Here is a 24,102-nt window from a genome sequence, read left to right on the forward strand (position 1 = left end):
GGCAGCCTCATAACAAAAAGCTACCGGCCATAAAGGCCGGTAGTTAAAATACTAAGGAGTTATTAACGTGCGTCGATAGCCGACTGAGCAGCATTTACCACGTCTTCGCCAATACGCGGCGCCCATTTTTCATACACGGACTGAGTGGCTTCAACAAAGGCTTGGTATTGCTCATCGGTTAATTCGGTAACCGTAACACCGCGCTCTTGAATGGCCGTCAGGCGTTCGCTTTCTTCCTCGCGCGTCATGGCAATTTCCCACTCCCCCGCTTCAATGGCCGTTTCGCGCAACAGCACTTGCTGCTCTTCATCGAGCGACTGCCATACCTGCTGGTTTACCGCAAAAATCAGCGGATCGTTCATGTAGTTCCAGAGCGTTAAATGTACCTGTCCCACCTGATCGATACGCGCAACGTCAAATACTGAAAGCGGATTTTCTTGCCCATCAACCGCACCAGTGGTCAATGCTGGCTGGGCATCTGTCCAGCTCATTTGCGTAGGGTCTGCTCCAAGGGCAGAAAAAGTATCCTGAAACAGCGGTGAACCAACCACGCGAATTTTCAGGCCATCCAAATCTTCAGGCTGACTAATCGGCCCACGGGAGTTCGAAACTTGCCGAAAGCCATTTTCGCCCCAGGCCAATGGCATCACACCACGTGATTCAATCGCCGCAAAAACCAACTCCCCTGCATCTCCACCGGTCACGGCATCCACAGCAGCTTCATCGGGAATAAAGAATGGTAAAGAGAATAAATTCAGTTCAGGAACCTGAGGCGACCAGTTAATCGTCGAGCCTACCGCAGCATCAATTAGCCCCGAACGCATGGCCGAAAACTCACGAGTTTGGTCACCGGAAACCAACTGAGAGTTCGGGTAAACCCGCAGCGTTAGTTCTCCACCACTGCGCTCTTCCACCAACTCCGCCCACTTTTCCGCCGCCTGCCCCCATGGGAAAGCATCAGATAAAACAGTGGAAACAGAGAGTTCACGTGCTTGTGCAGAGAAAGAAGCCGAGAGTAAGGCCGCACCAGCTAAGCCTACCGTTAAACGAGCCATAGAGCGTGTCAGCGTCATTATTGTCGATCCTTTTTTATCAGTTGGTATCCAGCGATATCTATTATCTACCCACAGTGTGCCGCTTTTTGCTACAAAATAAGCGCTAAAGCAGGCAACGCTCTATTGTAGGCACTCATGAGTTTAAAGGAAGCCGGTCGTTAGCATTTCGCCGTTAACTGCAGATGGATGAACTCCGTGCCATTACGCTGCAGTAGCGCTTACTGATATGCTAAAGCCACTGTTAAATCGTTACCAACGGATATCAACGTGCCACTACGCGACCTGTTATTAGGCCTATTTGTCATCGCCATTTGGGCGCTGAATATCATTGTCATAAAGGTGGGTGTGGCGGAGCTACCGCCACTACTAATGACGACCCTGCGCTTTATGCTGGTCGCTGTTCTATTGGTGCCTTTCTACCCTGTCGCTCGAGCTCAGCTGCCTTTTCTGCTCTTGCTTTCGTTTACGTTTGGCAGCCTGCATTTTGCACTGCTATTTATTGGCTTAGGCCAAGCAGAGGCAGGCACAGGCGCACTTCTGGTGCAGATGGGCACGCCTTTTGCCACGCTGCTAGCGGTGGTGTTTCTCAAAGAAAAACTGGGGGCAAAGCGCATCGCGGGGCTGTTGCTCTCTTTCGCTGGCGTCATTGTGCTGGCCGGCGGGCCAACGCTACCCTCGCCGCTGCCGCTGACCATTCTTTTGTTAAGCGCCTTAGGCTGGGCAGTTTCCCAACTGTTGATTAAGCGCGGCCCGCCTATTGCTCCATTAGCATTAGCGGGCTGGGTAGCGCTGTTTGCGATTCCCCAGGTCGCGCTAGGGTCTTGGCTGTTTGAAACTGGCCAGTGGCAAGCCATTCAACAAGCGAGTTGGCGCGGGTGGGGAGCGATGATTTACACCGCCGTGATGTCATCAATTGTTGCTTACGGCATTTGGTACGCCTTACTACGCCGCCACCCTGTGAATCGCGTGGTGCCAATGACCTTGCTGGTACCGGTACTCGCTGTTGGCTTGGGCGCGCTATTAATGGGCGACAGCCTAGGTATCCATAAGCTGTTAGGCGGGGGCCTCGTGGTAGCCGGTATTGCCTTGATTGTACTCAACGTTGGCAAACGTCCTCCAGCAAAGCCTCTTTAGTACGCCGGTGTCGGCGTACTGTTTCTAAGTGCCCGTTGTTATAAGTGCCTGTTGTTATAAGTGCCTGTTGTTATAAGTGCCCGTTGTTATAAGTGCTCGTTATAAATGCTAGGTATCAGGACGGCAAAATCCTGCCAGCGCAGGGACTGATACGCAGTCGCCCACCTGAATACCGCGCTCAGCGAAGTAGCCTGCATTTACCTCCAGCGCAGCATGGTATGACGCACCGGCTGGATAGGTAGGACACTCTCGAGGGGTATCGGACGCACAGGGTTGCATGGTGTTAATCGCTACAATGCGCCCTTCACCGTTGATAAAAGCAATATCCAGCGGGATTAACGTGCGGTACATCCAGAAGGCGTTGCCAGCGGGCTGTTCGCTCTCGAACCGAAATAGCATGCCACGCGCTTCCGGCAGGTGCTCGCGTTCCATCAAGCCGCGCTGTCGCTGAGAAGCGGTCTCAGCCACTTCAACATCTAATCGGTGGGGGCCTTTCTGGCTGTGAATCGCCAGCGGCAATGTCGAGGCTTGGCGAGACTCACCAGCCCAAGCGCTCAACAGCGGCAACGGTAAACTCGCCGCTAGCGAAACTCCTAAAGACGTCTTCAGTAGCTGACGGCGAGTAACAGTCATGACAGATTCCTTTTATGATGAGAGGACATGTTATTAGAAGACTGGTTATTTGAAGACTGATTATTTGAGGACGTATGGCGTGAGGACATAGCAACATGCTTTCCTGACATAATATGAATGCCTTCAGCAAGCAGAGAGACATACACCTGCTCCCCCAGTGCTAGCTGGTTGCGCCTAGCGGCATGGGTGGCGATATCGAAACGTAGCATATCGCCATGCAATACGCGCAGCGAGATCGAGGTGATACCGCCAAGAACAACCATTTCATGCACGGTAGCGGCCACAGGGTTTTCACGCTCACCCTGTGAAGGCCGACCACGGCGATGCAGCACAATATCGGAAGGCGGTAAGTACCAGGTTACTCTCTCACCCTGCGGCAGATCAGTGATGCCACCGGCAACCTCTAAGTATCGATCTCCCCACTGCAGCCGTTTCTGGCCATTAACACTGGCAACTTCACCTTCGAAAATATTGTGGCGATCTAAAAGCCTTGCCACCAGCGGCGAAGCAGGCCGCCGAAACAGTGTTTCCGGGCTCCCCTGCTGCAGACTTACGCCGTTATGCAGCACGCAAATTTGATCTGCTAACGCAGCGGCTTCTTCTAAATCGTGGGTAACCAGGATAATCGGAATCGATATTTGCTGACGCAACAGCGCCAGTTCTCGCTGCAATCGGCGTCGGGTCACCTGATCAACGGCTGAGAAGGGTTCATCTAGCAGCAATACCTGCGGCTCACGCGCTAAGGCGCGTGCAAGCGCCACCCGCTGGCGCTGGCCGCCAGACAGTTCGCTGGGAAAGCGCTTTTCCAGCCCCTCCAAACGCACATTGGCAAGCCACAGTTTCGCTCTTTCCGGACGTTCAGAGTGGGGAAGATGCCCCAGGGCAAGCTGGACATTCGCTAACGCATTGAGATGGGGAAACAACGCATAATCTTGAAACACTATTCCAATTTTACGCTGCTGGGGAGTGAGGGAGTAGCGCTGCTCCGTTGCCAACCAAGTGTTGCTCAAGCATGCCACATGGCCCTGCTCTGGTTGATACAGGCCTGCAATGGTACGTAGCAACGTGGTTTTGCCACTACCGGACGGGCCTACCAGCGCTAAAAGCTCCCCCGCTGGGCAGCGAAATGTCGCGTCCAGCGGTATCGGGCCGCACTGCTTGGCCATTACCTCCAGTCCACTGCCAGTGATCACTTTAGCCACGCACCCACCTGCGCCTGCCTGCAAGCCCGTATACCAGCCCTAGAGTCGTTAAAGACACCAATAGCAGCAGCGCTGACATACGTGCGGCGCCCTGTTCATCAAACGCCTGTACCCGATCATAGATGGCAATCGCTAGCGTGCGCGTTTCTCCATCAATCGCACCACCAACCATTAAAATCACCCCAAACTCTCCCAACGTATGAGCAAATGTTAATGCAACAGCGGAAAGAATGCCTGGCCATACCAACGGTAGTTCAATGCGTAAAAAAGTTTGCCAGGGGCTCAACCCGCTGCACCAGGCAGCTTCACGCAGGTTGGTTGGTACATTCTCAAACGCGCGCTGAATAGGCTGAATCGCAAAAGGTAAATTAGCAATTAATGAGGCTAGCAAGATACCGCTAAAAGTGAAGTTGAGCCCGCCCCCTGTGAACGAGGCCCACATGCTTCCCAAAGGTGCGTCGCGGCCAAATTGCTGTAGCAAATAAAAGCCGAGCACGGTGGGTGGCAGCACTAACGGCAAGGCCACTAGCGCTTCACAAAGCCCTTTGCCACGAAAGTGTGCGGTAGCCAACGTACGGCCTAGCCACACCCCAATGGGCAGCAAAAAGAGGCAGGTCAATCCTGCTAAGCGCAGCGATACCGAAAGCGCTGTCCAGTCCATCAATCTGTATTAAAACCGTACTGTTGGAAAATAGTTTGCGCCTCTGCTTGCTGAAGCCATGCATAGAACGCCTGCGCCACGTCTCCTGCCTGGGGTGTCAATACCATGCGTTGGTACAGCGGCGTGTGCCACGTTTCGGGAATCAGCACAAACTCACTTCGCTCGCTGAGTGTTGAAGCCAGCACTAAAGAGTACGCCACTAACCCGCCACGAGCATCATCCGACAGGGCAAACTGCAGCGTTTGCGACACATTTTCACCTTGAATGCGTAATGGCTCGGTTGTTTCCCACAGCCCCGCATTTTGCAATACCTCTTGAGCAGCAACTCCATAAGGCGCGTGTTCAGGGCTGGCTATCGCAATACGCTGGCGTAGCCCTTCATCAAGTGCGGCGATAGCCTCATGAACACCATTAAGCGGCGCGTGCGGGTCAGGTGGCGGGTACTTTCCTTTAGGTTGTGCCCACGCAAGCCTTCCACGAGCGTAAAGAACGCCCTCGTTATCGACGTGGCCTTCTTGATAAAGCGCTTTTACAAAGCTTTCGTTCGCTGAGAGAAACAGCTCAAAAGGGGCCCCTTGAGCAATTTGACGGCGAAAATTTCCGGAGGAGCCAAAATTGAGGCGCAGAGTATGGCCCGTTTGCTGGGTAAAGCGTTCCGCAGACTCTTCCAACGCAAACTGCAGGTTAGAAGCTGCCGCAATAATAGGTGCGCCTGCAAACACAGGCGCAGCAATAAACAGCAAACACGCTAACAGCAGGATTCGCATCAATCAGCGCTGCGCTTGCTCAACATGCTGTTCGGTAATTGCCATGATCTTCATGGTATTAGTGCCGCCATGAGCGTTCATATGATCACCACGAGTCAGTATCACATGATCGCCAAGCGTAACAACACCCTGCTTGACCAGTAGCGTCAACGCTTCATCATTCAACTCTGTAGCGCTCATTTCTGAGGTATCAAACGGCAATGATACAACACCACGATAAAGCGCCATACGACGTTGAGCAATGGGAGTGTGGGCAAGACCCACGATAGGTAAGCCTGAACGAATACGCGAGGCAATTAGCGGCGTATAACCCGAGGAGGTCATACAGGCAATCGCAGTAACGCCTTTCATATGGTTAGCAGCATACATTGCCGAAAGTGCAATGGTTTCGTCTGGCCGCGAAAAACCTTCATGAATACGGTGTCCTGACTCCTGGGCTGTTTTCTCACGCTCGGCGCCTAAGCATACTCGTGCCATCGCCTCTACGGTTTCTAGTGGGTAGTCGCCTGCGGCTGTTTCGGCGGAAAGCATTACCGCATCACTGCCATCCAGCACCGCGTTGGCAACATCAAACACCTCTGCGCGGGTAGGCAGTGGCGCTGAAATCATGCTTTCCATCATTTGTGTGGCAGTAATCACGGCGCGGTTAAGCGATCGTGCGCGTTTGATCATGCGTTTTTGCACGCCGACCAACTTGGCATCGCCAATCTCTACCCCCAAATCGCCACGCGCCACCATGACCGCTTCTGATGCTTCAATAATGCCGTCAAGGGTTGCCTCATCCGCAACGGCTTCAGCACGTTCCACCTTGGCAACTAAACCAATATCCTTACCTGCCTCACCGAGTAGACGGCGCGCCTCTAACATATCTTCCGCATGACGGGGAAATGAGATAGCAAGGTAGTCGACACCAATCTCAACAGCGGTTTTTAGGTCGATTTTATCTTTCTCGGTCAACGCGGGAGCAGAAAGCCCACCACCCTGCTTGTTAATACCTTTGTGGTTGGAGAGCTTACCGCCCACAACCACCTCGGTGTGCACCTGCTGGCCATCTACCCGTGTGACATCCAGTACCACACGGCCATCATCTAGCAGTAAGCGATCACCGGCAGTCACATCTTGTGCCAAGGTTTTGTAGTCGCAGCCCACTTGGTGCACATCGCCCGCATCACCATCAAGCGCCATATCGAGTATAAACGGCTGGCCCTCTTGAAGAACCACAGCCCCCTCTTTGAAGCGCGCGATACGAATTTTAGGGCCTTGAAGGTCACCCAGCGCAGCGACGCTTCGGCCCAACTGGGCAGCAATTTCACGCACGCGCACTAAGCGTCGGCGATGATCATCTGCTGTGCCATGAGAGAAGTTTAAACGCACCACATCAACACCCGCCGCTAACATGGCTTCTAAGACACCTTCCCGGTCGCTGGCGGGGCCAAGGGTGGCGACAATTTTAGTACGACGGATCGAAGAGAAGTGCAGTGCGTTCATAGTTTTCCTAATTATTAATAGAATGAGAACAAAAACTTAATAAGCGTTCATCAGCGTGGGGACGATTACATCTTTCGCATCCCCCCTTTTACAAGTACAGGGTAACTACTGTGCCAACGCCTGCTGGATGAACAGCTCACAATGCTGCCGTGCAGGACGGTTTTGCAGCCCCGCCCAGTAATATTCGAATTCAGGACGGCGTGGAAGGGTTCCAAACTGCATTCCCCATCCAATGTGGGAACCGACATAAACATCGGCGGCGCTAAAAGCATCGCCAGCGATGAAGCGGCGCCCATCAACGGCCGTAGCCAGAGCGTCAATAACCGTCGCATAGTCGCCAGACCCTAGCCGCATCCGCTGCTCTGCATTAGGTTGGAAGCCCAAGCTATTCAGCGAAGCAGCAGCTTCTAACGGCCCAGCAGCGAAGAATAACCAGCGATAATAGTTGTCTCTTGCTGAAAGCGGCGGTGCCAAACCAGCCTCGGGGAATGCATCGGCAAGATACGCACAGATAGCCGCAGCCTCTGTGACCACTCGCTCACCGTGGCGAATAGCCGGCACCTTCCCCACCGGGTTGATGGCTAAATAGTCTGGCGAATACATAGTGGATCCGTACTCCAGGATCACTAAGCGATAAGGTACACCCAGCTCTTCAAGCATCCAGTGCACAATGCCTCCCCGCGAAAGGGGGTGGGTATAGAAAATCAGTTCGTCAGACAGTGCGTTGGTCGGTTCGCTCAGCGCTGGGGGAGGTAATTGAGCGCTAGCCGGGAGCACATAGCCTTGCCCTGGTTCACTAACAATTTCTATCCCTACCGCTCTAAGCACAGCAATATCTTTGTAGAGAACACTCAGCGGTATCCCCAGCGCTTCAGCCAGATCCGCACCGCTGACGGGATCGTCGTAGTGACGCAGCATTTTGAGTAGTTTTGGCAAACGGTGGGCTTGTGACATGCTGGTCTCCTACGCACAATGTGCGCTCTATTTTTCTCGTTCAGTCAAAAGCTAACCTGAGCAAGATGACAACCGTATGCTGTTAGCGCAAGTTATTCGCCTAGAGTAACGATAATATCAAGCGAGTACTCATCGCAGTTATTGCCATCTCCCCCCCTATCTACCACTAGAAACTCGCCCTCACGCTCAAGCACCGACTGAATAGCGTGCCAAGTACCTGCCCGATAATTGACGCCCTGACGGCCATCAGTGACAAACGCACGTACATCTGCGGCATTAATGGTGTCACCAGGGGGGGCTACCACCACAATAAAGCGCTCTTGATGCAGCGGCATAAAGGCTTGGCTACCCTGAGGGTGCCGCTCTAAAAAGGTTAATTCCAACGGTAACGTAATCGGCTGGCTAACAAAAATGTTAATCAGCGTGTGGGCGTTGTCACCTAATGTTTCAACGCTCGCCAGGTCATGATGACGCTGGGTACGACCAGCATTAATAGGAAACGACGCTGACGTGCGGGCATCTATCACATCGCCAAAAGGCGCAAACGCCTCGGCTGTTAGCGGTTCGGCTATCAGTTTAATCATTATAAAATCCTAAAATAGTCTGCTTCGCCGGATAAAACACAGCGAAGCAGCCAACGCCGGAACTTATATACCAGAACTTATATCCCAGAACTTCAACGCCTGAGCTCAATATTAGAGCTTGAGTGCGGCGTGGCGGTTGACGTCTTTGTATAGCAAGTAGCGGAATGGCCCCGGGCCGCCGGCGTAACACGCTTGAGGGCAGAATGCCCGAAGCCACATAAAGTCGCCAGCCTCCACCTCAACCCATTGCTGGTTAAGGTGATACACCGCTTTCCCTTCTAATACATAAAGCCCGTGCTCCATCACGTGAGTTTCATCAAAAGGAATCACGCCGCCTGGCTGGAAAGTCACAATATTGACGTGCATGTCATGGCGCACATCAGCTGGATCGACAAAGCGCGTGGTTGCCCAGCGACCTTCGGTTCCCGGCATTTCGAGAGGAGCAATGTCTTGCTCATTGGTGACAAAAGCTGTCGGTACGTCTAGCCCCTCCACAAACTGATACGCTTTACGCACCCAATGAAAACGTACGGGAGCAGAAGACTCATTGCGCACTTGCCAGTGGCTACCCGGGGGAATAAACGCATAGCCACCAGGGCGCATCGTGTGGCGCTCACCCGCCAGAGTAAGCGTTAACTCGCCTTCCACAATGAACAGCACGCCTTCGGCCTGGGGGTCTAGCTCCGGCTTTTCACTGCCGCCCTCAGGCTGTACTTCCATAATGTATTGAGAGAACGTTTCAGCAAAGCCTGAAAGCGGACGCGCCAGCACCCATAACCGAGTACCTTCCCAGAAAGGCAAATTGCTAGTGACGATATCGCGCATCACACCTTTGGGAATCAACGCATACGCTTCTGTGAACACGGCACGATCAGCGGTTAGCTGTGTTTGTGGCGGATGCCCCCCCGTAGGGGCGTAGTAGTTAGCTGGCATTTTGGAACCTATATGACCAAGTGAAGACACAATACTCTCATATTGTATACAATATTAACGAGCCACAATAAAGCGATTTCACGAAATACTTGTGAAACAATCCTCCCAAGAGTAAATTATTTAGCAACTTTCGTTTCATAACTCTAAAACTAAACGGACATGCCCATATACAGCAACTTTGGTCGACCTGCTCGTTGCTCCCACGGACCATGTCATTGCTCAAGGTAAGTATTAATAACAATAGCCGTCATGTATGGCGGCCTTATAACGCGAGGCATAACATGTCCCAACGCCCCTCCTCTTCGTCTTCCTCTGATAGCCCAGCGGCTAAAAAAAGCTGGTGTCGGATCCCTGATATTTACGTGGTTCTGTTCATCTTTATCGGCTTAGCAGCAATAGCGACGCATTTCGTGCCTGCCGGACAGTTCGAGCGTGTTCCTGGACCGAACGGACGTATCACTATCGATCCATCCTCTTACGAACAGGTCGCTGCATCTCCAGTTAGCCTCGTCGACTTTATGCTGGCGATTCCTAATGGTTTGATGAGTGCCGGTGAAGTCGTCTTTTTCACCTTCATGATTGGCGGCATGTTTATGGTGCTAAGACGCACCGGTATTATTGAAATAGGCGTTGATAAGCTAACGCGTCGCTTTGCACGACAGAGCTTACTCACTATTCCCGTATTGATGACGGTATTTGCACTGATCGCGACCGTTATCGGTACGCAAGAGTTGGCGCTGGTCTATGTGCCGGTTATCTTGCCGCTAATGATTGCCTTACGTTTCGACTCAGTCACTGCAGCGGCAGTGGCACTCTGCGCCACCACCGTCGGCTTCACAACGGGTGTACTCAACCCCATCAATACCGGCCTTGGGCAGCAACTCTCAGATCTTCCTCTTTACTCCGGCTATGGCTTGCGCGTCCTGGCGTTTGTGGTGATGTTAGCCGCGGCCATTTTCTTCGTTATGCGTTACGCCCGCAGGGTGCACCAGACTCCTTCGCTTAGCCTGCTGAGCAGTGACACTAGCGAATCCGAAAAACGTACGCTTTACCAGCATGCTGATAGTAGCCCTACCTTAATCGCCACCGCTCGCCAGAAACTGGCTGCCGTTGCCACCTTCGCCTTCTTCGCGGTACTCGTCTATGGCGTGCTGCAGCAAGGCTGGTTCATGATGGAGATGGCAGGCCTGTTTATCATCATGGGGATTGTAGTGGGCCTAATCGCAGGCCTCGATACCGACGAAATATGCGCAGGCTTCAACCAGGGTTTCCGCGATGTATTAGTTGGGGCCATGATCGCCGGCGTGGCGCGGGGTGTTGCCGTGATGCTGGAAGATGGCCAAATCATGGACACACTGGTATTTGGGCTTGGCAACCTCGTCGGAGGCCTGCCCACCCTGCTTTCAGCGATTGGCATGTTCTTCGCCCAGCTAGGTTTCAATTTCATCGTCCCCTCCGGTAGCGGCCAGGCCCTGGTCACCATGCCGCTGATGGCACCGCTCTCCGACATCATCGGCGTTACCCGGCAAACGGCGGTGCTAGCCTTCCAGTTGGGTGACGGTATCGGTAATATCCTTTATCCGACCTCGGGCTACTTTATGGCGACCCTGGCACTGGCGGGTGTGCCGTGGCAAAAGTGGGTCAAATTCTTCTTCCCACTTTTTTGCGTCTGGATAGTGATTGCCCTGGGCTTTCTTATTTTCGCTCAGGCAACGCAGTGGATCGGTTAAAAGGGATCGACTAGAGTACGGCAGAGATAAACTGCTTCAACTCCGGGGTTTGCGGATTGCTAAATAGCTCGCTGGGGGCGCCCTCTTCATGGATGCGCCCCTGGTGCATAAACACCACGCGATCTGCCACATCGCGGGCAAAGCTCATTTCATGGGTAACCAGAATCAGCGTCATACCCTCTTTTGCCAACGCTTCGAGTACGCGCAGCACTTCCCCCACCAACTCGGGGTCCAGCGCTGACGTTACTTCATCGCAAAGCATTACTTTGGGGCGCATGGCCAGTGCCCGAGCAATGGCGACCCGCTGTTGCTGTCCACCGGAAAGCTGCGCCGGGTAGGCATCGTATTTGTCGGAGAGTCCGACTTTCTCTAGCACTTCACGGGCAATTCTCTCGACCTCAGCTTTTTCCTCGCCACGTACCACCAGCGGCGCCAAACAGACGTTCTCACCGACGGTTTTATGGGGAAACAGGTTAAAGCTTTGGAATACCATGCCGACGTTTTCACTCAGCTCTTTGGGCGACATTGACGCCGCATCCAGCTGCTTATCGGCAATGGTGATCTCACCGCTGTCGTGTTTTTCGAGCTGATTCAGGCAGCGCAGCAGAGTACTTTTACCCGAGCCACTGCGGCCAATAATCGCCACCACTTCGCCTTGCGCAACCGAAAGGTTAATACCTTTAAGCACTTCCAGGTCGCCAAAGGCTTTATGAACGTTATCAACGTAAACCAGCGTCATAGAGCTTTTTCTCCAGATAGCGCGCGTAGCAGGAAAGTGGGTAGCACAGCGCGAAGTAAAGCAGGGCCACAAGGGCAAAAATGGTGAAGGGTTCGAAGGTGGCGTTATTGAGCATGGTGCCCGCCTTGGTCAACTCGACAAAGCCAATGATGGAGGCCAGCGCCGTGCCTTTGATGACCTGTACCGAGAAACCCACCGTGGGTGGAATCGAAAGCCGCAGCGCCTGAGGTAGAATCACATGGCGCATGGTCTGGAAGTAGTTCATGCCCAGCACCCGCGCCGCGTGCCACTGCCCTTTGGCAACCGCCTCTAAACAGCCTCGCCAGATGTCACATAGGAAAGCACTGGTGAACAGCGTCAGTGCGATGGAAGCCGCCAGCCAGGCAGAGATCGGATGCCCCATGGCAGCAGCGCCAAAGAAGATCAAAAACAGCTGCATCAATAGCGGTGTACCTTGGAACAGGTCAACATAAAGAGACGTTAAGCGCTGCAGCCAGCGGTTGCTGGAGAGGCGCATGAAGGTCAGTAGTAACCCCACCGTCGCACCGCCCACAAAGGCAATCAATGACAGCACAATGGTCCAGCGGGTTGCCAGCAGCAGGTTGCGCAGAATGTCCCAGAAGGTGAACTCAATCATCGTTGTTCTCCTTGCTGATAGGCGAATACCCGCTTGCCTATCAGCATAAAGCTGCGCCGCATGCCGAAGGCGAGGAGCAAATAGACCAACGTGATCAGGAGATAGACTTCAAAGCTGCGGAAGTTGCGCGATTGGATAAAGTTAGCGGCGTAGGTCAGGTCAAATACCGATATTTGCGACACCACCGCCGAACCCAACATTACAATGATCGACTGACTGATCAGCGCCGGGTATACCCTGGCAAACGCGGGCACCAGCACGATATGGCGATAGCTTTGCAGCGTGGTCATACCCAATGCACGCCCAGCTTCCAACTGCCCTTTGGCCGTGGCGCTAATACCGGCGCGTAGAATCTCGGCACTGTAAGCAGCAAGATTGAGCGTCATGGCAATAAACGCCGCGGTAATGGCATCAATTTTGATGCCGAGCCCCGGCAGCCCAAAGAAGATAAAAAACAGTTGAACAATAAAGGGGGTGTTACGGGTTACTTCAACGTAGCCGCCTAGCCCCCAGCGCACCCAAGGCTGCGCATTCACGCGTAAATAGGCTACCGCCACTGCCAGCGACAATCCCGTTAAGGTCGTCACCACGGTCAAAATGACCGTGGTGGTAAATCCTTTGAGAAGCTCACTGGCGTAGGGCAACAGGGTAAGAAAATCGAGTGTTGGCCCCATGTCGACCCTCAGCTACCGAAGTTTTCAGGAAGGTCGGCACTGAACCAGCGCTGGGACATCTCATTCAAGGTGCCATCTTCCAGTCCCGGGGCGATCAGGCGATTCACTTCCTCCATTAACGCTGGCTCGTTTTTATTCATGCCCACGTAGCAGGGTGAATCTTTGAGCTGATAAATCAGCGAGGGCGCACGGTCGCTGTTTCGCTCGGCGATTTCGGCGGCGACTACGTTACCGGTGGCGACGTAATCGACCTGACCGGAAAGAAACGCAGAAATGGTGGTGGCGTTGTCTTCAAAGCGCTGCACCGTCGTGGAGTCCGGGGCAATGTTGGAAAGCTCCATATCTTCCACGGCACCGCGGGTTACACCAACCGTTTTATCAGCCAAACCTTCTGGGCCTTCCACGCTTTCATCTTCATCAGCACTGAACACGCCTAAGAAGAACGGCGCGTAGGCATCGGAAAAATCAATCGCCGCTTCACGCTCCGGATTTTTACCCAGGCTAGAGATCACCAGATCCGCCTGACCGGTCTGCAAATAGGGAATACGATTAGCGCTAGTGACGGGGATAATTTCCAGTTCCACGCCCATTTCGTCAGCGAGGTATTGGGCCATATCAATATCGTAACCGCGCGGCTGTAGGTCGATACCTACTGAGCCAAACGGTGGGAAATCTTGCGGGACTGCTACCCGGATGGTGCCACGTGATTCGATATCCTCTAGCGCATCCGCCTGAACGTTTGGGCTAGTGGTAATAGCACCAAGGGCAACTACGGCACTCAGCCCTGTGGCTACAACACCGGACTGTAGGCGTTTGAGTGAGTTAGAGAAAGAGTGATTGAAGCGGCGCGATAGCGATTGCATGGTGTTCTCCTAACAAGGGCATGCCGGCCAGTGAAGTAGCCGTAGCGGTATGAGCAAGGGATGCAGAGCGAGTAAAAGCTTTGTTGCATAAAATCTAACAAAGAAACTTTCGTTTCACCCGACCTCCTAATTGCAACAGTGATACCAGAAGTGGCTAACATTTTTCAGAACAGCAGCTTAGCGGACACGCGAAGCCACAACGCAGCGATTGCCGCGTTGAGAAGAGGATTTAAAAGGAGGAAAGTGCAATGTGTTGGTGCAGTTTTATCCTTCAACAGGACGGGGTGCACCATGAAAGGAGGCCCAGCCTACTGGGCGCTCCAATCCACGCTCATAGTCGGCGCTTCCAGCTCACTAAGTTCAGCGTAAACATCGCTGATCGCGCTAATGCGCTCTCGACCTTCTGCAAGACGACGGTGCAGCACGCCGTTAGCAATCAGGCAGATCAGGCTATTAGCGGCGGCGTAGCTATCAAATGCCGAGAGGCTTTCCAGCGGCGTTTCAAAAAACCACGTTACCTGTGAGGCGACATTGACCGCGGTGGGGTCAGCCAGTAAGGCGACCTTGGCCGGTGAGCGCTCAAGTGCATCGATAAGCGAAGCAAATGCTGCTGGGCGGCGGCGAAAGCCAAACAGCACCACCACATCCTGCTCAGTGAGATCAACAATCTCTTCCGCTAACGACTGATTGGGGTGAGGAACCACCCGCACCTGGGTACGCGCTTGAATCAACTGCTGGCGAAAATGCAGCGCTAGCGGGTAGCTGTTACGAAAGCCGATCACGACCACATGACGCGCGCTATCCAACCGCTCTACCAGTGCCGCAAATTGATCCGCCGCAATGCCGTTTAAGCAGCGCTGTAGATTATCCTGCTCCCGCTGCAAATGGCGCTGAAACGGTGCCCCGGCCTCTTCCTGCATGGCGTTGGGGTCGATCACCAAAGGTACACCCAGGTTACGTAGCTGGCGGGCGTGGTCTTTAACAGTGCGGTAGCTTTCAAACCCCAGTCGCTTGAATAGGCGGCTGACCGTCGATTTGGACACCCCAGTCAAACGCGCCAAATCAGCGGCGCTATACACCGCCAGATCATCAAAATGATCGAGGATAAAGCTCGCCACCCGCTGCTCCTGGGCAGTTAGCGCGTCAAACTGGGCGGTAATCCGCTGTCCGATATGCGGCGTCATAGCATCCTATTTAAGCTGCTTAATTAACGAGTTGCAGGGTGATGTTCCGCCCAGTGACGGGCGATATCAACCCGTCGAGCCACCCAAACACGGTCGTGGGTTTCGATGTAATCCAAGAAGCGCTGTAGGGCTCGAAAACGCCCAGGGCGACCCAATAAGCGGCAGTGCATGCCCACCGAGAGCATTTTGGGCGCCTCCTCCCCTTCCGCGTAAAGTACATCAAAGGCATCGCGCAGGTAGGTAAAGAAGTGATCCGCAGTGTTGAAACCTTGCGGCGCAGCAAAGCGCATGTCATTGCTGTCCAGCGTGTAGGGCACAATCAGGTGGTTATGGTCACTTCCCTGACTATCGGTCACCTGCGTCCAGAAAGGCAAGTCGTCGCCGTAGTAGTCGCTATCATAAAGGAAACCGCCTTCGTCTAGCACTAAGCGCCGGGTGTTAGGGCTATCGCGCCCGGTATACCAGCCTTGTGGCTTCTCACCGTAAAGACGCTGGAAAATCTCCATGGCTTTCTGCAAGTGCTCTCGCTCAACGTGCTCGGGCACTTCCTGATAGTGAATCCAGCGGTAGCCGTGACAGGCAATCTCGTGACCTAACTCTTTAAATGCCTGGGCGACCTCAGGGTTACGTTCCAGCGCCATGGCAACGCCAAACACCGTGAGAGGCAAATCACGTTTTTCAAATTCACGCAGAATGCGCCACACCCCGGCGCGGGAGCCGTACTCGTAGATAGACTCCATGCTCAAGTGGCGATCCGGATAAGCCGGTGCACCGATGATTTCCGACAGGAACTGTTCGGAGCCTGAGTCGCCGTGAAGGACGCAGTTCTCCCCGCCCTCTTCATAATTCAACACAAACTGAACAGCAATTTTCGCATTGCCTGGCCAATTAGCATGAGGGGGGGTACGGCCATATCCCATTAGGTCGCGAGGGTAAGCATTCGATGGTCGATCAGATGAATGTGACATTCAACGGCTCCTTTATACGATTGTAGATAGCTGGTTGCAGAGCGGTTTATTGGAATTAAAGATCTACAATACAGAAAATAATTGTATACAAAATAGCGACTTTATAGAACAACCGCAATCCAACAACCGCTTAATTAGCTGAGATAACTAGCATTTTAAAGTAAGCAAGCCGCTAACCTGTTGAAACCTGAACATTTGGTCAAGCGATGCCCGCACTTTAAGTGCATAAAAAGGCTTGCGGTCGACGTAAAACAGCCCTATTTTCGTATACAAGATGCTCAATTTTGTCTACTAGCGAGCGATTTAACATGCATATACGCATTATCAATCCAAACACAACAGCCTCAATGACGACTGCCATTCATCAAGCCGCCCAGCGGCAGGCAGCGGCATCAACAACGGTTTCCGCCACCCAGCCCGATGCGGGGCCAGTGTCCATCGAGAGTCATTTTGACGAGGCCATTAGCGCGGTAGGCGTCGCCGAAGAAGTTCTTAAAGGAGAACGTGAAGGCGGCATCGATGCTTACGTAGTGGCCTGCTTTGGCGATCCTGGTTTACTAGCAGCCCGCGAGTTAACACGCGCGCCTGTCATCGGCATTGCGGAAGCTGCCTTTCACCTAGCCACCCTGGTCAGCACTCGCTTCTCGATTGTAACGACGTTAGGACGCACTGGCATTATTGCAGAACACTTACTTGAGCAGTATGGGTTCCGCCACCACTGCCGCCGCATTCGCGCTGCAGAAATTCCGGTTCTCGACCTTGAACATCACCCTGATGCCGCCTTTACCCGCATTGTCGAAGAGTGCTGCCGCGCCCGCGATGAAGACGGCATTGGTGCCATCGTTTTAGGGTGCGGCGGGATGGCGAATTTGACTGAAGAAATCACCCGCGAGGTTGGCTTACCGGTGATAGAGGGCGTTAGCGCCGCATTAAAGCTTGCAGAATCGTTGGTTAGCCTAGGCCTCCACACCAGCAAACATGGTGACCTCGACTACCCCCGCCCGAAAGCATTTACCGGTAAATTCTCTGCACTCTCCGACCTTCATCTCCCCTTGTTGAGGTAAACATCACTATAAAACACATTAATACTCACCACCTGAAAGACAGCTCTTTGAGAACCGTTCCAAAAGATCAGGTCTTAAAGGACAGCTTTTAAAAGACAGCTTTTAAAAGACAGTTTTGAAAAGACAGATCTTAAAAACAATAACCTCAAAAAATAACTGTATTCCCGTTAGCACGCCATGCCGCAAGCATCGCTTGGGCGCGTAATGCGCTCAGGCTGCCAATAACACCGATAATCTTGCGAGGACGGAAACATGAGCAACTCCAACCCTGCTCTTACGTCAGAAGAACCACCCGTTGCGAACACCGCAATAGCTGACAAAGCCATCGGCGCAGAAAGCCTAGCACCGCAAAGCACGCGAATCATGGGGCGAACGTCCTACTTTTTAGCCTGGTTTGGTGGGTGCGTCTCAATTGGTACCTTTGCCATGGGCTCAAGCGTGGTGGGTACCTTAAACCTACTACAGGCAACACTCGCTATAGCGATTGGCTGCTTTGTGATCGGTATTGCGCTGGCAGTTAATGGCGCAGCTGGTTACAAATATGGCATTCCCTTTATGGTGCAAGCGCGTAGCGCCTTTGGCTTTACCGGCACCCGCATTCCTGGCTTGGTAAGGGCTGTGCCAGCGGTGGTGTGGTACGGTTTTCAAAGCTGGATTGGCGCAGGCGCGCTCAATATGGTGTCTGCCACATTGTTCGGTTTCGATAATCTGATTTTCTACTTTATTACCTTCCAATTTTTGCAGATTGGTTTGTCAGTGCTGGGCTTTCAGGGGATTAAATGGCTTGAGAATATAGGCAGCGTCTTTATTTTGCTTTCGCTGATGTATATGTTCTACGCCACGGTGCAACGCTACGGCGATGAGCTGTCAGCCAGCATTTTGACCATGGAAGGCTCTTGGGGCTTGCCATTCTGGAGCGCTACCATGCTGTTTCTGGGCATTTATAGCACCATGATGCTGAATGTTAGCGACTATTCACGAGAGCACAAGAAAGGCACCCGCCAGAGCTTATTAACGACGATCTATGCCATGTCTATTCTGCCCTGTACGCTGTTTATGGGCTTGATTGGCTACATGGTGTCAGAGGCGACAGGCACAGCAGATCCCATTCAGGTATTTGCTAACGCTGTAGACAACACGCCACTGCTAATGACCACCCTGCTATTCATCGCCTTTGCACAGGTAACCACGAACGTACTTAACAATGTGGTGCCCCCTACCTACGTATTAATGGACGTATTCAAACTTAAGTTTCCGGTAGCCACCGTCATTGTAGGCCTACTGGCATTTGCCACTTTCCCATGGAAACTTGTTCAGCCTGAGTCGGCTGCTGGTCTGCAGCTATTCGTACAAACCTACTCAGCGTTTCTTGGGCCTATTTTTGCCATTCTCGTTGTCGATTACTACATCATACGCCGTCGCACACTGGACATTAGTAAACTATATGACCCTTCTGGCCCCTATCAAGGCGTCAACAGGGCCGCCTTAGTTGCCACGGTAGTCGGTATTGTGGCCGCGCTAACATTCTCTTCGATCTCATGGTACGCCAGCCTTATTCCTGCTGGGCTGACCTATTACCTACTGATGAAGCATTGGCCTGCCTGCCAACGTTTTACACAGTAACCATGATGCGTATCTGCCTGCTCGCTGCGCGTGGCAGGCAAACGTTTCCGACAAGAGAGCGTTAACCATGAATAATCAGCCGTCCAACAATGATCTCGATATAAAGCAAATTGATCCCACTCTTTACAATGAAGATCTTGCTCCTTTAAAGCCCCAAGACCGTAACTGGGGTGCGTTTGAAATCTTCAACGTGTGGTCGAATGATATTCAAAGCCTGTTTGGCTACACCCTGGCGGCATCGCTGTTTCTGTCCTATGGCCTGAATGGCTGGGCAGTGATGGCAGCCATCATTCTCGCCGGGGTCATTGTCATGTTTCTGGTCAACCTGACCGGTAAACCAAGCGTCAAATACGGCATCCCTTTTCCTGTTATGGTTCGCGCCAGCATGGGAGTACGGGGGGCTAACCTGCCAGCGATGTTACGCGCGATCGTTGGCATTTTTTGGTATGGCGTACAGACTTACTTTGCCTCAACGGCTGTGGCGCTGCTCATCACAGCCCTGTTTGGGGCTGGCAATGGCAGCACTTTTCTGGGCCTTTCAGGGGTCGCTTGGTTGTCTTTCGTGATTGTCTGGTTATTTCAAATCGCCATTTTCTGGCAGGGCATTGAGCGCATCAAACACTTTCTAAACTGGGCAGGTCCGCTGGTTTATGTGGTGATGGTCGTACTGATGATCATTGTATGGTTCCAAGCCGGAAGTGAACTGCTACCCGCAGTGAGTACTATTTTTAGCGGTAGCGGCGAGCAAAGTGGCAGTAGTCTTGGGGCGTTTCTAGCAATTGTTGGTACTATGGTGGCCTACTTTGCAGCGGTAGTGATTAACTTTGGCGATTTCACGCGTTTTGTGAAAACCGAGCGCCAAATGAAACTTGGCAACTTACTGGGATTACCATTAAACGTCGCATTTTTCTCGTTTATTGCGTTAATCATTACTGCTGGCACATTGGTACTTTTTGGGGATGCTTTGACCAATCCCGCCGACATTGTTGAGCGTGTTGATTCACTACCATTGACCATTGTGGCTGCTCTCACCTTCTTCGCGGCCACCGTAGGCATCAACTTGGTTGCTAACTTTATTCCACCGGCTTACGACTTGGCCAACCTGTTTCCCAGCAAAATCAGTTTTAAAATGGGAGGCCTAATTACCGCCGTGATTGCTTTCTTTGTCGGTGCGCTATGGATTTCGGTGATTAGCCAAATCGGTGTACCTGGCTTCGTTAACGCGCTAGGCGCTATTGTGGCGCCGTTTTACGGCATCATTGTGGTGGATTACTACCTGATTAAACGCCAACACCTTAATATGCAAGAGCTATTTTCCTCAGCACCGAGTAGCGCTTACTACTACGTTAATGGCTGGAATACCCGTGCTTTGCTGGCTTTTAGTGGTGCAGCGTTATTCTCACTCTCTACGGTCGTCGTACCTGCGTTCGAAAGCCTTGGCGGTTATGGCTGGTTGCTTGGCGCAGGGTTAGGTGGGCTATTCTATTATGGCTTAATGCGCCAGTTTAAGGCTGTCCCGGCACCTGCGGTATAACCACTCACACAGCATTAAACTTCCGACCTTCACAAAAAAGCCCAGGCCTTCAGGTCTGGGCTTTTTCACTGCCTATTTTCACCACTGAATAGACTTAACCACCAAAAATCTGCTGCAAGTCTGGCACATTCTCTTCTTCTTCAACCATTGAAAGTGAGGCTTCAATCGCTTTCAGGTGGCGGCTCATAAACGCTTTCGCTCGCTCGCCGTTACCCGCTTCCAGGTAGCCGATCAAATCATCGTGATCGTGGGATTCGCAGCCTAAGTGACCACGATGACCGTAAACCGCCAGAATCAACGACGAGCGTGAGCACAGACGCTCAACAAACTCTGCAAGCGTTGCGTTACCTGAAAGCTGGGCAAGGCGCACGTGAAAGTCAGCAGACAGGCGGATAGCGACGCTCTGTTGGCCATTGCGTAGCGCTTGGCGCTCTTGACGAGCCATTTCCCGTAGTTCAGCGGCTTCTTTCTCTCCAACCCGCCTTGCCACATCCGGCATTAGCCCACACTCAATCATCTGGCGTGCGTCGAACACATCCTTGGCCTCTTCAGCAGTAGGTCGTGTTACGCTGGCTCCCCGACGTGGCGTGAGCGTCACTAATTGTTCTAATGCTAAGCGCTGCAAGATTTTACGAATGCCGGTACGGCTGATGCCAAAGACGTCTGACAAGGCGTCTTCGCGCAGCCGGGCTCCCGGTTTTAGCCGCTGCTCTACAATGGCATCGCTAACCGCGCGATAGATTGACTCGTGACGCTCCTCGCCTTCTTTTTCTGCGGGTCTTTGCTTTAACGCCGCCTGCGCATCACTCATAGGCTCTCCTGTCTGCGACTTTAATCACTCCTCCCACGCGGCAATAATATCGCGCTCTTCATCACTCATGTTGGTGATGTTGCCAAGTGGCATATATCGACTCGCGACGACTTGCTGAATTTGCGCTTGATGGCCCAGAATTTCATCCCAAGTATCAAACGCGTAGCCTGCAGGTGGCGCTGAAAAACCGGCATGGTCAGGGTTACGAGCATGGCATTGAGTACAATGCTGATCAATTAACCCTGAAATTTGTGCTTGGCTCGGCACCCCTGACGCGCTCGCATTACCTGCACCTGGGCTTGGTGCAGCTACCCAAAACGCTAATAGAATAAGCCCTATCCCTACGGCAGGATAGGCTGGCTGCGTTTTTCCTGCGTGCATTAATACAAAGAACTGCCTAATAAGGGCACCGGCAAAAATGAACAGTACCATGACCACCCAGGAAAGCTCATGGGAGTAGATGAAAGAGTAGTGATTACTCACCATCAACAGTACTACCGGCAACGTAAAGTAGGTGTTATGTACCGAACGCTGCTTGCCACGCTTGCCATCCAATGGGTTAGGCGCTTCGCCTGCCTTCATGGCTTTCACCATACGGCGCTGGCCAGGAATAATCCAAAAGAACACGTTAGCTGACATGGCGGTGGCCATCACAGCCCCGGTTAATAGAAAGGCGGCACGTCCGGTGAACATCTGGGTGCTTAAATAGGCGACCACTATCATCATCACCGCAACTGCAACGCTGAGAAGACCGTCGCGGTCCATGTTAGGGCTTATGCGTTTACAGAGCTCGTTATAAACCACCCAACCACCGAGCAAGAAAGCCAACGCCAGTAGATTGGCCTGCCAGCCGGTCATACTCGCCGCCCATGCCCAGTTACTATTGGGATTAACTAGATAGAAGCCCGGGTTTGCCATATAAAGAATAACGAACAAGGCAAAACCCGATAGCCACGTCGTATAGGCTTTCCAGAACGACCAATGAAGGTCATTCGGCAGCTTGGCAGGCGCAGTCGCGTATTTTTGATTATGGTAAAAACCACCGCCATGCACGGCCCACATCTCTCCAAATACGCCTTTTTCACGATCTTCGGCTGCTTTCGGCGTTCTTAATCCATTGTCCAGCATAACAAAATAGATCGACTCACCGATCCAGGCAATAGCCGCGATAACGTGTAACCAGCGAAGTAGTAAATTAACAAAATCAATAATATATGCTTGCATAACAGACCTCTCAGCTACCGCGGTAGGTGGAGTAGCTGTAAGGAGATAGCAGCAGCGGCACATGGTAATGCTGGCTAGCATCTGCAACGCCAAAACGTAAAGGAATCACGTCCAAAAAGCGCGGCTCTTGAGAAGCTATGCCTTGATCACGCAAGTAGTCACCCGCGTGGAAAACCAGCTCATACTCACCTACCGTAAGAGCATCACCCTCTAAGATAGGCGCGTCACAACGACCATCGCTGTTAGTAATAACGCTGCCCAAGTGTTCTCGCGTGGTCCCTGCTAGGCGAAACACGTCAATGGTAATCCCCTGGCCGGGCTGTCCTTTGGCGGTATCGAGTACGTGAGTAGTTAACCGTCCCATAGCAACTCCTTAATAATCACGGTTGTTGAGCATAGTTGTTCGACTTAACCTATTGGTCAAAGAGTACCGTTGATGCTATTTATTGTATACAGTATTTCCATTATTAAACACACTGGAGAGATTTAGTGTCTATCTCAACATCACTCACGCTTTCGCCCGCCCCTAGCACATGCAGCTTGGAAACATTTACTCAACATTACGGCGATGTATATGAACACTCTCCCTGGGTGGCGGAAGCTGCATGGAAGGAAGGGTTAAGCGATGTGCATAATGCACCGGACGCGCTAGCTGATCTAATGGGACTTATGCTGCAGCGGGCAACACCTGAACAGCAAATCGCTGTTATTCAGGCCCACCCTGACTTAGCAGGCAAAGCGGCGATGTCGGGCGAGCTGACCCAAGACTCTTCACGTGAACAAGCAGGTGCTGGGCTAGATCAATGTACGCCTGAAGAGTTTGCCCGCTTTGAACAACTTAATGCTGCTTACAAAGATAAATTTGGCTTTCCCTTCGTTATTGCCGTAAAGGGGCTTGATCGCCACGCCATTTTGGCGGCGTTTGAAGCACGTTTACACAACGGTTTAGCTGAAGAACGTGAAACAGCAATTAATGAGATTATTCGTATCGCCCGTTTCAGGCTGAACGTACGGGCTGAACAGCCGTTGTAACGGGCAATCACCACGCAAAGCCCACCGCATGCAGCCACTCTTTTTTTGCTTGCAGAAATAACGTCTTATAACGCGTTAATATGCATATAGACAAAAAATGCCGCACCTGACGGTGCGGCATTTGATCTATCGATTAATAGCGTCTGATCGTTCATTATCAGTCACTTATCTAATGCAAAATAGATTACTGCTTAGCGGTTTCCACTGCTTTCTTAGTGGTCTCTTCCGCCATTTTTTGGCTCTCTTGCATAAAGTTTTGGCTAATAGCGGTGACTTTTTCAGAGTCGCCTTTCATGCGCTCCATTAGGTCAGACGCTGTTTTTTGCTGACTTTCCATCGCTTTTTTGAAGCTGTCGGCATCTTTAACGTCTAACCATGTGCGTGCCTGAGCAATTGCCATGTCAGAGTATGAACGTGCTGCATCCATTTGCGCGCTGACGACCTGCTGATAGTAGTCAAGCGCTGCCAAGGTATAAGAACGCATTGGCGATACAAAGACAGACTCAAACTGCTGGGTAGATTTCTCTGCGGCCTTGTTCATCACATAATCTCCTTAAGTGAGCTAGCGATTCGACACGCATCGATGAGCGGTCGATGATCAGGCGGTT

25 protein-coding genes are annotated in these 24,102 nt (G+C 52.4%); 6 read left to right on the top strand and 19 right to left on the bottom strand.

The features are described 5' to 3' along the window. Nucleotides 1-62: 62 nt before the first annotated feature. Nucleotides 63-1,073 (bottom strand): DctP family TRAP transporter solute-binding subunit, encoded by a 1,011-nt coding sequence (locus B6A39_RS14595; RefSeq protein WP_083006858.1) that lies wholly within the window; start codon nucleotides 1,071-1,073, stop codon nucleotides 63-65. 249 nt (nucleotides 1,074-1,322) lie between these two features. On the opposite strand from B6A39_RS14595, the gene B6A39_RS14600 reads away from it, so the two are divergent. Next, a complete protein-coding gene (locus tag B6A39_RS14600) occupies nucleotides 1,323-2,189 on the top strand; it encodes a DMT family transporter (protein ID WP_083006859.1) in 867 nt (288 codons plus the stop codon). Nucleotides 2,190-2,297: 108 nt separating this feature from the next. Here the strand turns inward: B6A39_RS14600 and B6A39_RS14605 are convergent, their stop codons facing one another. The 8 genes from B6A39_RS14605 to B6A39_RS14640 form a co-directional block, all read right to left on the bottom strand. After that, nucleotides 2,298-2,822, bottom strand: coding sequence for a DUF192 domain-containing protein (locus B6A39_RS14605; protein ID WP_083006861.1), 525 nt, complete (start codon nucleotides 2,820-2,822; stop codon nucleotides 2,298-2,300). Beyond that, on the bottom strand, nucleotides 2,819-4,024 hold the full coding sequence (locus B6A39_RS14610) for an ABC transporter ATP-binding protein (RefSeq protein ID WP_232318720.1): 1,206 nt from the start codon (nucleotides 4,022-4,024) through the stop codon (nucleotides 2,819-2,821). Before B6A39_RS14610 ends, B6A39_RS14605 begins: the two co-directional genes overlap by 4 nt. Further along, a complete protein-coding gene (modB, locus tag B6A39_RS14615; protein WP_083006862.1) occupies nucleotides 4,017-4,685 on the bottom strand; it encodes a molybdate ABC transporter permease subunit in 669 nt (222 codons plus the stop codon). The genes B6A39_RS14610 and modB overlap by 8 nt, the downstream gene beginning before the upstream one ends. Next, nucleotides 4,685-5,452: a molybdate ABC transporter substrate-binding protein gene (gene modA / locus B6A39_RS14620; protein ID WP_083006864.1), complete on the bottom strand. Its 768-nt coding sequence runs from the start codon at nucleotides 5,450-5,452 to the stop codon at nucleotides 4,685-4,687. The genes modB and modA overlap by 1 nt, the downstream gene beginning before the upstream one ends. A 3-nt stretch (nucleotides 5,453-5,455) precedes the next feature. Beyond that, complete coding sequence (gene pyk / locus B6A39_RS14625) at nucleotides 5,456-6,940, bottom strand: pyruvate kinase (protein ID WP_083006865.1); 1,485 nt, start codon at nucleotides 6,938-6,940, stop codon at nucleotides 5,456-5,458. 105 nt (nucleotides 6,941-7,045) lie between these two features. Then, the gene (locus B6A39_RS14630) at nucleotides 7,046-7,894 is read right to left on the bottom strand and encodes a glutathione S-transferase N-terminal domain-containing protein (RefSeq protein WP_083006867.1); all 849 of its coding nucleotides are present in this window, start codon (nucleotides 7,892-7,894) and stop codon (nucleotides 7,046-7,048) included. A gap of 92 nt (nucleotides 7,895-7,986) precedes the next feature. Next, nucleotides 7,987-8,478 carry an ureidoglycolate lyase gene (locus B6A39_RS14635; RefSeq protein ID WP_083006868.1) on the bottom strand — a complete coding sequence of 164 codons (492 nt, stop codon included), beginning with the start codon at nucleotides 8,476-8,478 and terminating at the stop codon, nucleotides 7,987-7,989. Nucleotides 8,479-8,589: 111 nt separating this feature from the next. Beyond that, a complete protein-coding gene (locus B6A39_RS14640) occupies nucleotides 8,590-9,411 on the bottom strand; it encodes a bifunctional allantoicase/(S)-ureidoglycine aminohydrolase (protein WP_083006870.1) in 822 nt (273 codons plus the stop codon). A gap of 281 nt (nucleotides 9,412-9,692) precedes the next feature. On the opposite strand from B6A39_RS14640, the gene B6A39_RS14645 reads away from it, so the two are divergent. Further along, a complete protein-coding gene (locus B6A39_RS14645; RefSeq protein WP_083006871.1) occupies nucleotides 9,693-11,141 on the top strand; it encodes a YfcC family protein in 1,449 nt (482 codons plus the stop codon). Between the two features lie 10 nt (nucleotides 11,142-11,151). Here B6A39_RS14645 and B6A39_RS14650 read toward each other — a convergent pair whose 3' ends face one another. From B6A39_RS14650 to puuE, 6 genes are all read right to left on the bottom strand, one after another. Further along, nucleotides 11,152-11,880 (bottom strand): amino acid ABC transporter ATP-binding protein, encoded by a 729-nt coding sequence (locus B6A39_RS14650; protein ID WP_083006873.1) that lies wholly within the window; start codon nucleotides 11,878-11,880, stop codon nucleotides 11,152-11,154. Further along, on the bottom strand, nucleotides 11,861-12,517 hold the full coding sequence (locus B6A39_RS14655) for an amino acid ABC transporter permease (RefSeq protein ID WP_022522260.1): 657 nt from the start codon (nucleotides 12,515-12,517) through the stop codon (nucleotides 11,861-11,863). The genes B6A39_RS14650 and B6A39_RS14655 overlap by 20 nt, the downstream gene beginning before the upstream one ends. Continuing rightward, nucleotides 12,514-13,191 carry an amino acid ABC transporter permease gene (locus B6A39_RS14660; protein WP_083006874.1) on the bottom strand — a complete coding sequence of 226 codons (678 nt, stop codon included), beginning with the start codon at nucleotides 13,189-13,191 and terminating at the stop codon, nucleotides 12,514-12,516. The genes B6A39_RS14655 and B6A39_RS14660 overlap by 4 nt, the downstream gene beginning before the upstream one ends. Nucleotides 13,192-13,199: 8 nt before the next feature. Next, entirely contained in the window at nucleotides 13,200-14,054 is an 855-nt protein-coding gene (locus tag B6A39_RS14665; RefSeq protein WP_198036722.1) for a transporter substrate-binding domain-containing protein, read from the bottom strand. 308 nt (nucleotides 14,055-14,362) lie between these two features. Next, a complete protein-coding gene (locus B6A39_RS14670; protein WP_083006876.1) occupies nucleotides 14,363-15,238 on the bottom strand; it encodes a MurR/RpiR family transcriptional regulator in 876 nt (291 codons plus the stop codon). A 23-nt stretch (nucleotides 15,239-15,261) separates the two neighbouring features. Further along, the gene (puuE, locus tag B6A39_RS14675) at nucleotides 15,262-16,206 is read right to left on the bottom strand and encodes an allantoinase PuuE (RefSeq protein WP_083006878.1); all 945 of its coding nucleotides are present in this window, start codon (nucleotides 16,204-16,206) and stop codon (nucleotides 15,262-15,264) included. 308 nt (nucleotides 16,207-16,514) lie between these two features. On the opposite strand from puuE, the gene B6A39_RS14680 reads away from it, so the two are divergent. The 3 genes from B6A39_RS14680 (at nucleotide 16,515) to B6A39_RS14690 (ending at nucleotide 20,427) form a co-directional block, all read left to right on the top strand. Then, nucleotides 16,515-17,270: an aspartate/glutamate racemase family protein gene (locus B6A39_RS14680; protein WP_083006879.1), complete on the top strand. Its 756-nt coding sequence runs from the start codon at nucleotides 16,515-16,517 to the stop codon at nucleotides 17,268-17,270. A 252-nt stretch (nucleotides 17,271-17,522) separates the two neighbouring features. Then, a complete protein-coding gene (locus B6A39_RS14685; RefSeq protein WP_083006881.1) occupies nucleotides 17,523-18,893 on the top strand; it encodes an NCS1 family transporter in 1,371 nt (456 codons plus the stop codon). Nucleotides 18,894-18,960: 67 nt separating this feature from the next. Then, the gene (locus B6A39_RS14690; protein WP_083006883.1) at nucleotides 18,961-20,427 is read left to right on the top strand and encodes an NCS1 family nucleobase:cation symporter-1; all 1,467 of its coding nucleotides are present in this window, start codon (nucleotides 18,961-18,963) and stop codon (nucleotides 20,425-20,427) included. 94 nt (nucleotides 20,428-20,521) lie between these two features. Here the strand turns inward: B6A39_RS14690 and B6A39_RS14695 are convergent, their stop codons facing one another. The 3 genes from B6A39_RS14695 to uraH are packed head-to-tail and all read right to left on the bottom strand — an operon-like array spanning nucleotide 20,522 to nucleotide 22,826. Further along, the gene (locus B6A39_RS14695; protein WP_083006885.1) at nucleotides 20,522-21,238 is read right to left on the bottom strand and encodes a GntR family transcriptional regulator; all 717 of its coding nucleotides are present in this window, start codon (nucleotides 21,236-21,238) and stop codon (nucleotides 20,522-20,524) included. 24 nt (nucleotides 21,239-21,262) lie between these two features. Beyond that, nucleotides 21,263-22,462 carry a urate hydroxylase PuuD gene (locus tag B6A39_RS14700; protein ID WP_083006887.1) on the bottom strand — a complete coding sequence of 400 codons (1,200 nt, stop codon included), beginning with the start codon at nucleotides 22,460-22,462 and terminating at the stop codon, nucleotides 21,263-21,265. Between the two features lie 10 nt (nucleotides 22,463-22,472). Beyond that, the gene (uraH, locus tag B6A39_RS14705; protein WP_083006889.1) at nucleotides 22,473-22,826 is read right to left on the bottom strand and encodes a hydroxyisourate hydrolase; all 354 of its coding nucleotides are present in this window, start codon (nucleotides 22,824-22,826) and stop codon (nucleotides 22,473-22,475) included. 125 nt (nucleotides 22,827-22,951) lie between these two features. On the opposite strand from uraH, the gene uraD reads away from it, so the two are divergent. After that, nucleotides 22,952-23,494 carry a 2-oxo-4-hydroxy-4-carboxy-5-ureidoimidazoline decarboxylase gene (gene uraD, locus B6A39_RS14710; RefSeq protein WP_083006890.1) on the top strand — a complete coding sequence of 181 codons (543 nt, stop codon included), beginning with the start codon at nucleotides 22,952-22,954 and terminating at the stop codon, nucleotides 23,492-23,494. A gap of 184 nt (nucleotides 23,495-23,678) precedes the next feature. Here the strand turns inward: uraD and B6A39_RS14715 are convergent, their stop codons facing one another. Further along, nucleotides 23,679-24,035 carry a phasin family protein gene (locus B6A39_RS14715; protein WP_083006892.1) on the bottom strand — a complete coding sequence of 119 codons (357 nt, stop codon included), beginning with the start codon at nucleotides 24,033-24,035 and terminating at the stop codon, nucleotides 23,679-23,681. Between the last annotated feature and the right edge of the window lie 67 nt (nucleotides 24,036-24,102).

The sequence above is a fragment of the Halomonas sp. GT genome, assembly GCF_002082565.1.
Taxonomy (GTDB): Bacteria; Pseudomonadota; Gammaproteobacteria; order Pseudomonadales; family Halomonadaceae; genus Vreelandella.

Bases quoted from the DNA above. Each gene is read 5' to 3' on its own strand.
- B6A39_RS14640 (WP_083006870.1), bottom strand. From the start codon at position 9,411: ATGCCAGCTAACTACTACGCCCCTACGGGGGGGCATCCGCCACAAACA.
- B6A39_RS14685 (WP_083006881.1), top strand. From the start codon at position 17,523: ATGAGCAACTCCAACCCTGCTCTTACGTCAGAAGAACCACCCGTTGCG.
- B6A39_RS14715 (WP_083006892.1), bottom strand. From the start codon at position 24,035: ATGAACAAGGCCGCAGAGAAATCTACCCAGCAGTTTGAGTCTGTCTTT.
- B6A39_RS14635 (WP_083006868.1), bottom strand. From the start codon at position 8,478: ATGATTAAACTGATAGCCGAACCGCTAACAGCCGAGGCGTTTGCGCCT.
- B6A39_RS14595 (WP_083006858.1), bottom strand. From the start codon at position 1,073: ATGACGCTGACACGCTCTATGGCTCGTTTAACGGTAGGCTTAGCTGGT.
- uraH (WP_083006889.1), bottom strand. From the start codon at position 22,826: ATGGGACGGTTAACTACTCACGTACTCGATACCGCCAAAGGACAGCCC.
- B6A39_RS14645 (WP_083006871.1), top strand. From the start codon at position 9,693: ATGTCCCAACGCCCCTCCTCTTCGTCTTCCTCTGATAGCCCAGCGGCT.
- B6A39_RS14665 (WP_198036722.1), bottom strand. From the start codon at position 14,054: ATGCAATCGCTATCGCGCCGCTTCAATCACTCTTTCTCTAACTCACTC.
- B6A39_RS14655 (WP_022522260.1), bottom strand. From the start codon at position 12,517: ATGATTGAGTTCACCTTCTGGGACATTCTGCGCAACCTGCTGCTGGCA.
- modB (WP_083006862.1), bottom strand. From the start codon at position 4,685: ATGGACTGGACAGCGCTTTCGGTATCGCTGCGCTTAGCAGGATTGACC.
- pyk (WP_083006865.1), bottom strand. From the start codon at position 6,940: ATGAACGCACTGCACTTCTCTTCGATCCGTCGTACTAAAATTGTCGCC.
- puuE (WP_083006878.1), bottom strand. From the start codon at position 16,206: ATGTCACATTCATCTGATCGACCATCGAATGCTTACCCTCGCGACCTA.
- B6A39_RS14695 (WP_083006885.1), bottom strand. From the start codon at position 21,238: ATGAGTGATGCGCAGGCGGCGTTAAAGCAAAGACCCGCAGAAAAAGAA.
- B6A39_RS14680 (WP_083006879.1), top strand. From the start codon at position 16,515: ATGCATATACGCATTATCAATCCAAACACAACAGCCTCAATGACGACT.
- modA (WP_083006864.1), bottom strand. From the start codon at position 5,452: ATGCGAATCCTGCTGTTAGCGTGTTTGCTGTTTATTGCTGCGCCTGTG.
- B6A39_RS14650 (WP_083006873.1), bottom strand. From the start codon at position 11,880: ATGACGCTGGTTTACGTTGATAACGTTCATAAAGCCTTTGGCGACCTG.
- B6A39_RS14660 (WP_083006874.1), bottom strand. From the start codon at position 13,191: ATGGGGCCAACACTCGATTTTCTTACCCTGTTGCCCTACGCCAGTGAG.
- B6A39_RS14630 (WP_083006867.1), bottom strand. From the start codon at position 7,894: ATGTCACAAGCCCACCGTTTGCCAAAACTACTCAAAATGCTGCGTCAC.
- B6A39_RS14700 (WP_083006887.1), bottom strand. From the start codon at position 22,462: ATGCAAGCATATATTATTGATTTTGTTAATTTACTACTTCGCTGGTTA.
- B6A39_RS14670 (WP_083006876.1), bottom strand. From the start codon at position 15,238: ATGACGCCGCATATCGGACAGCGGATTACCGCCCAGTTTGACGCGCTA.
- B6A39_RS14605 (WP_083006861.1), bottom strand. From the start codon at position 2,822: ATGACTGTTACTCGCCGTCAGCTACTGAAGACGTCTTTAGGAGTTTCG.
- B6A39_RS14690 (WP_083006883.1), top strand. From the start codon at position 18,961: ATGAATAATCAGCCGTCCAACAATGATCTCGATATAAAGCAAATTGAT.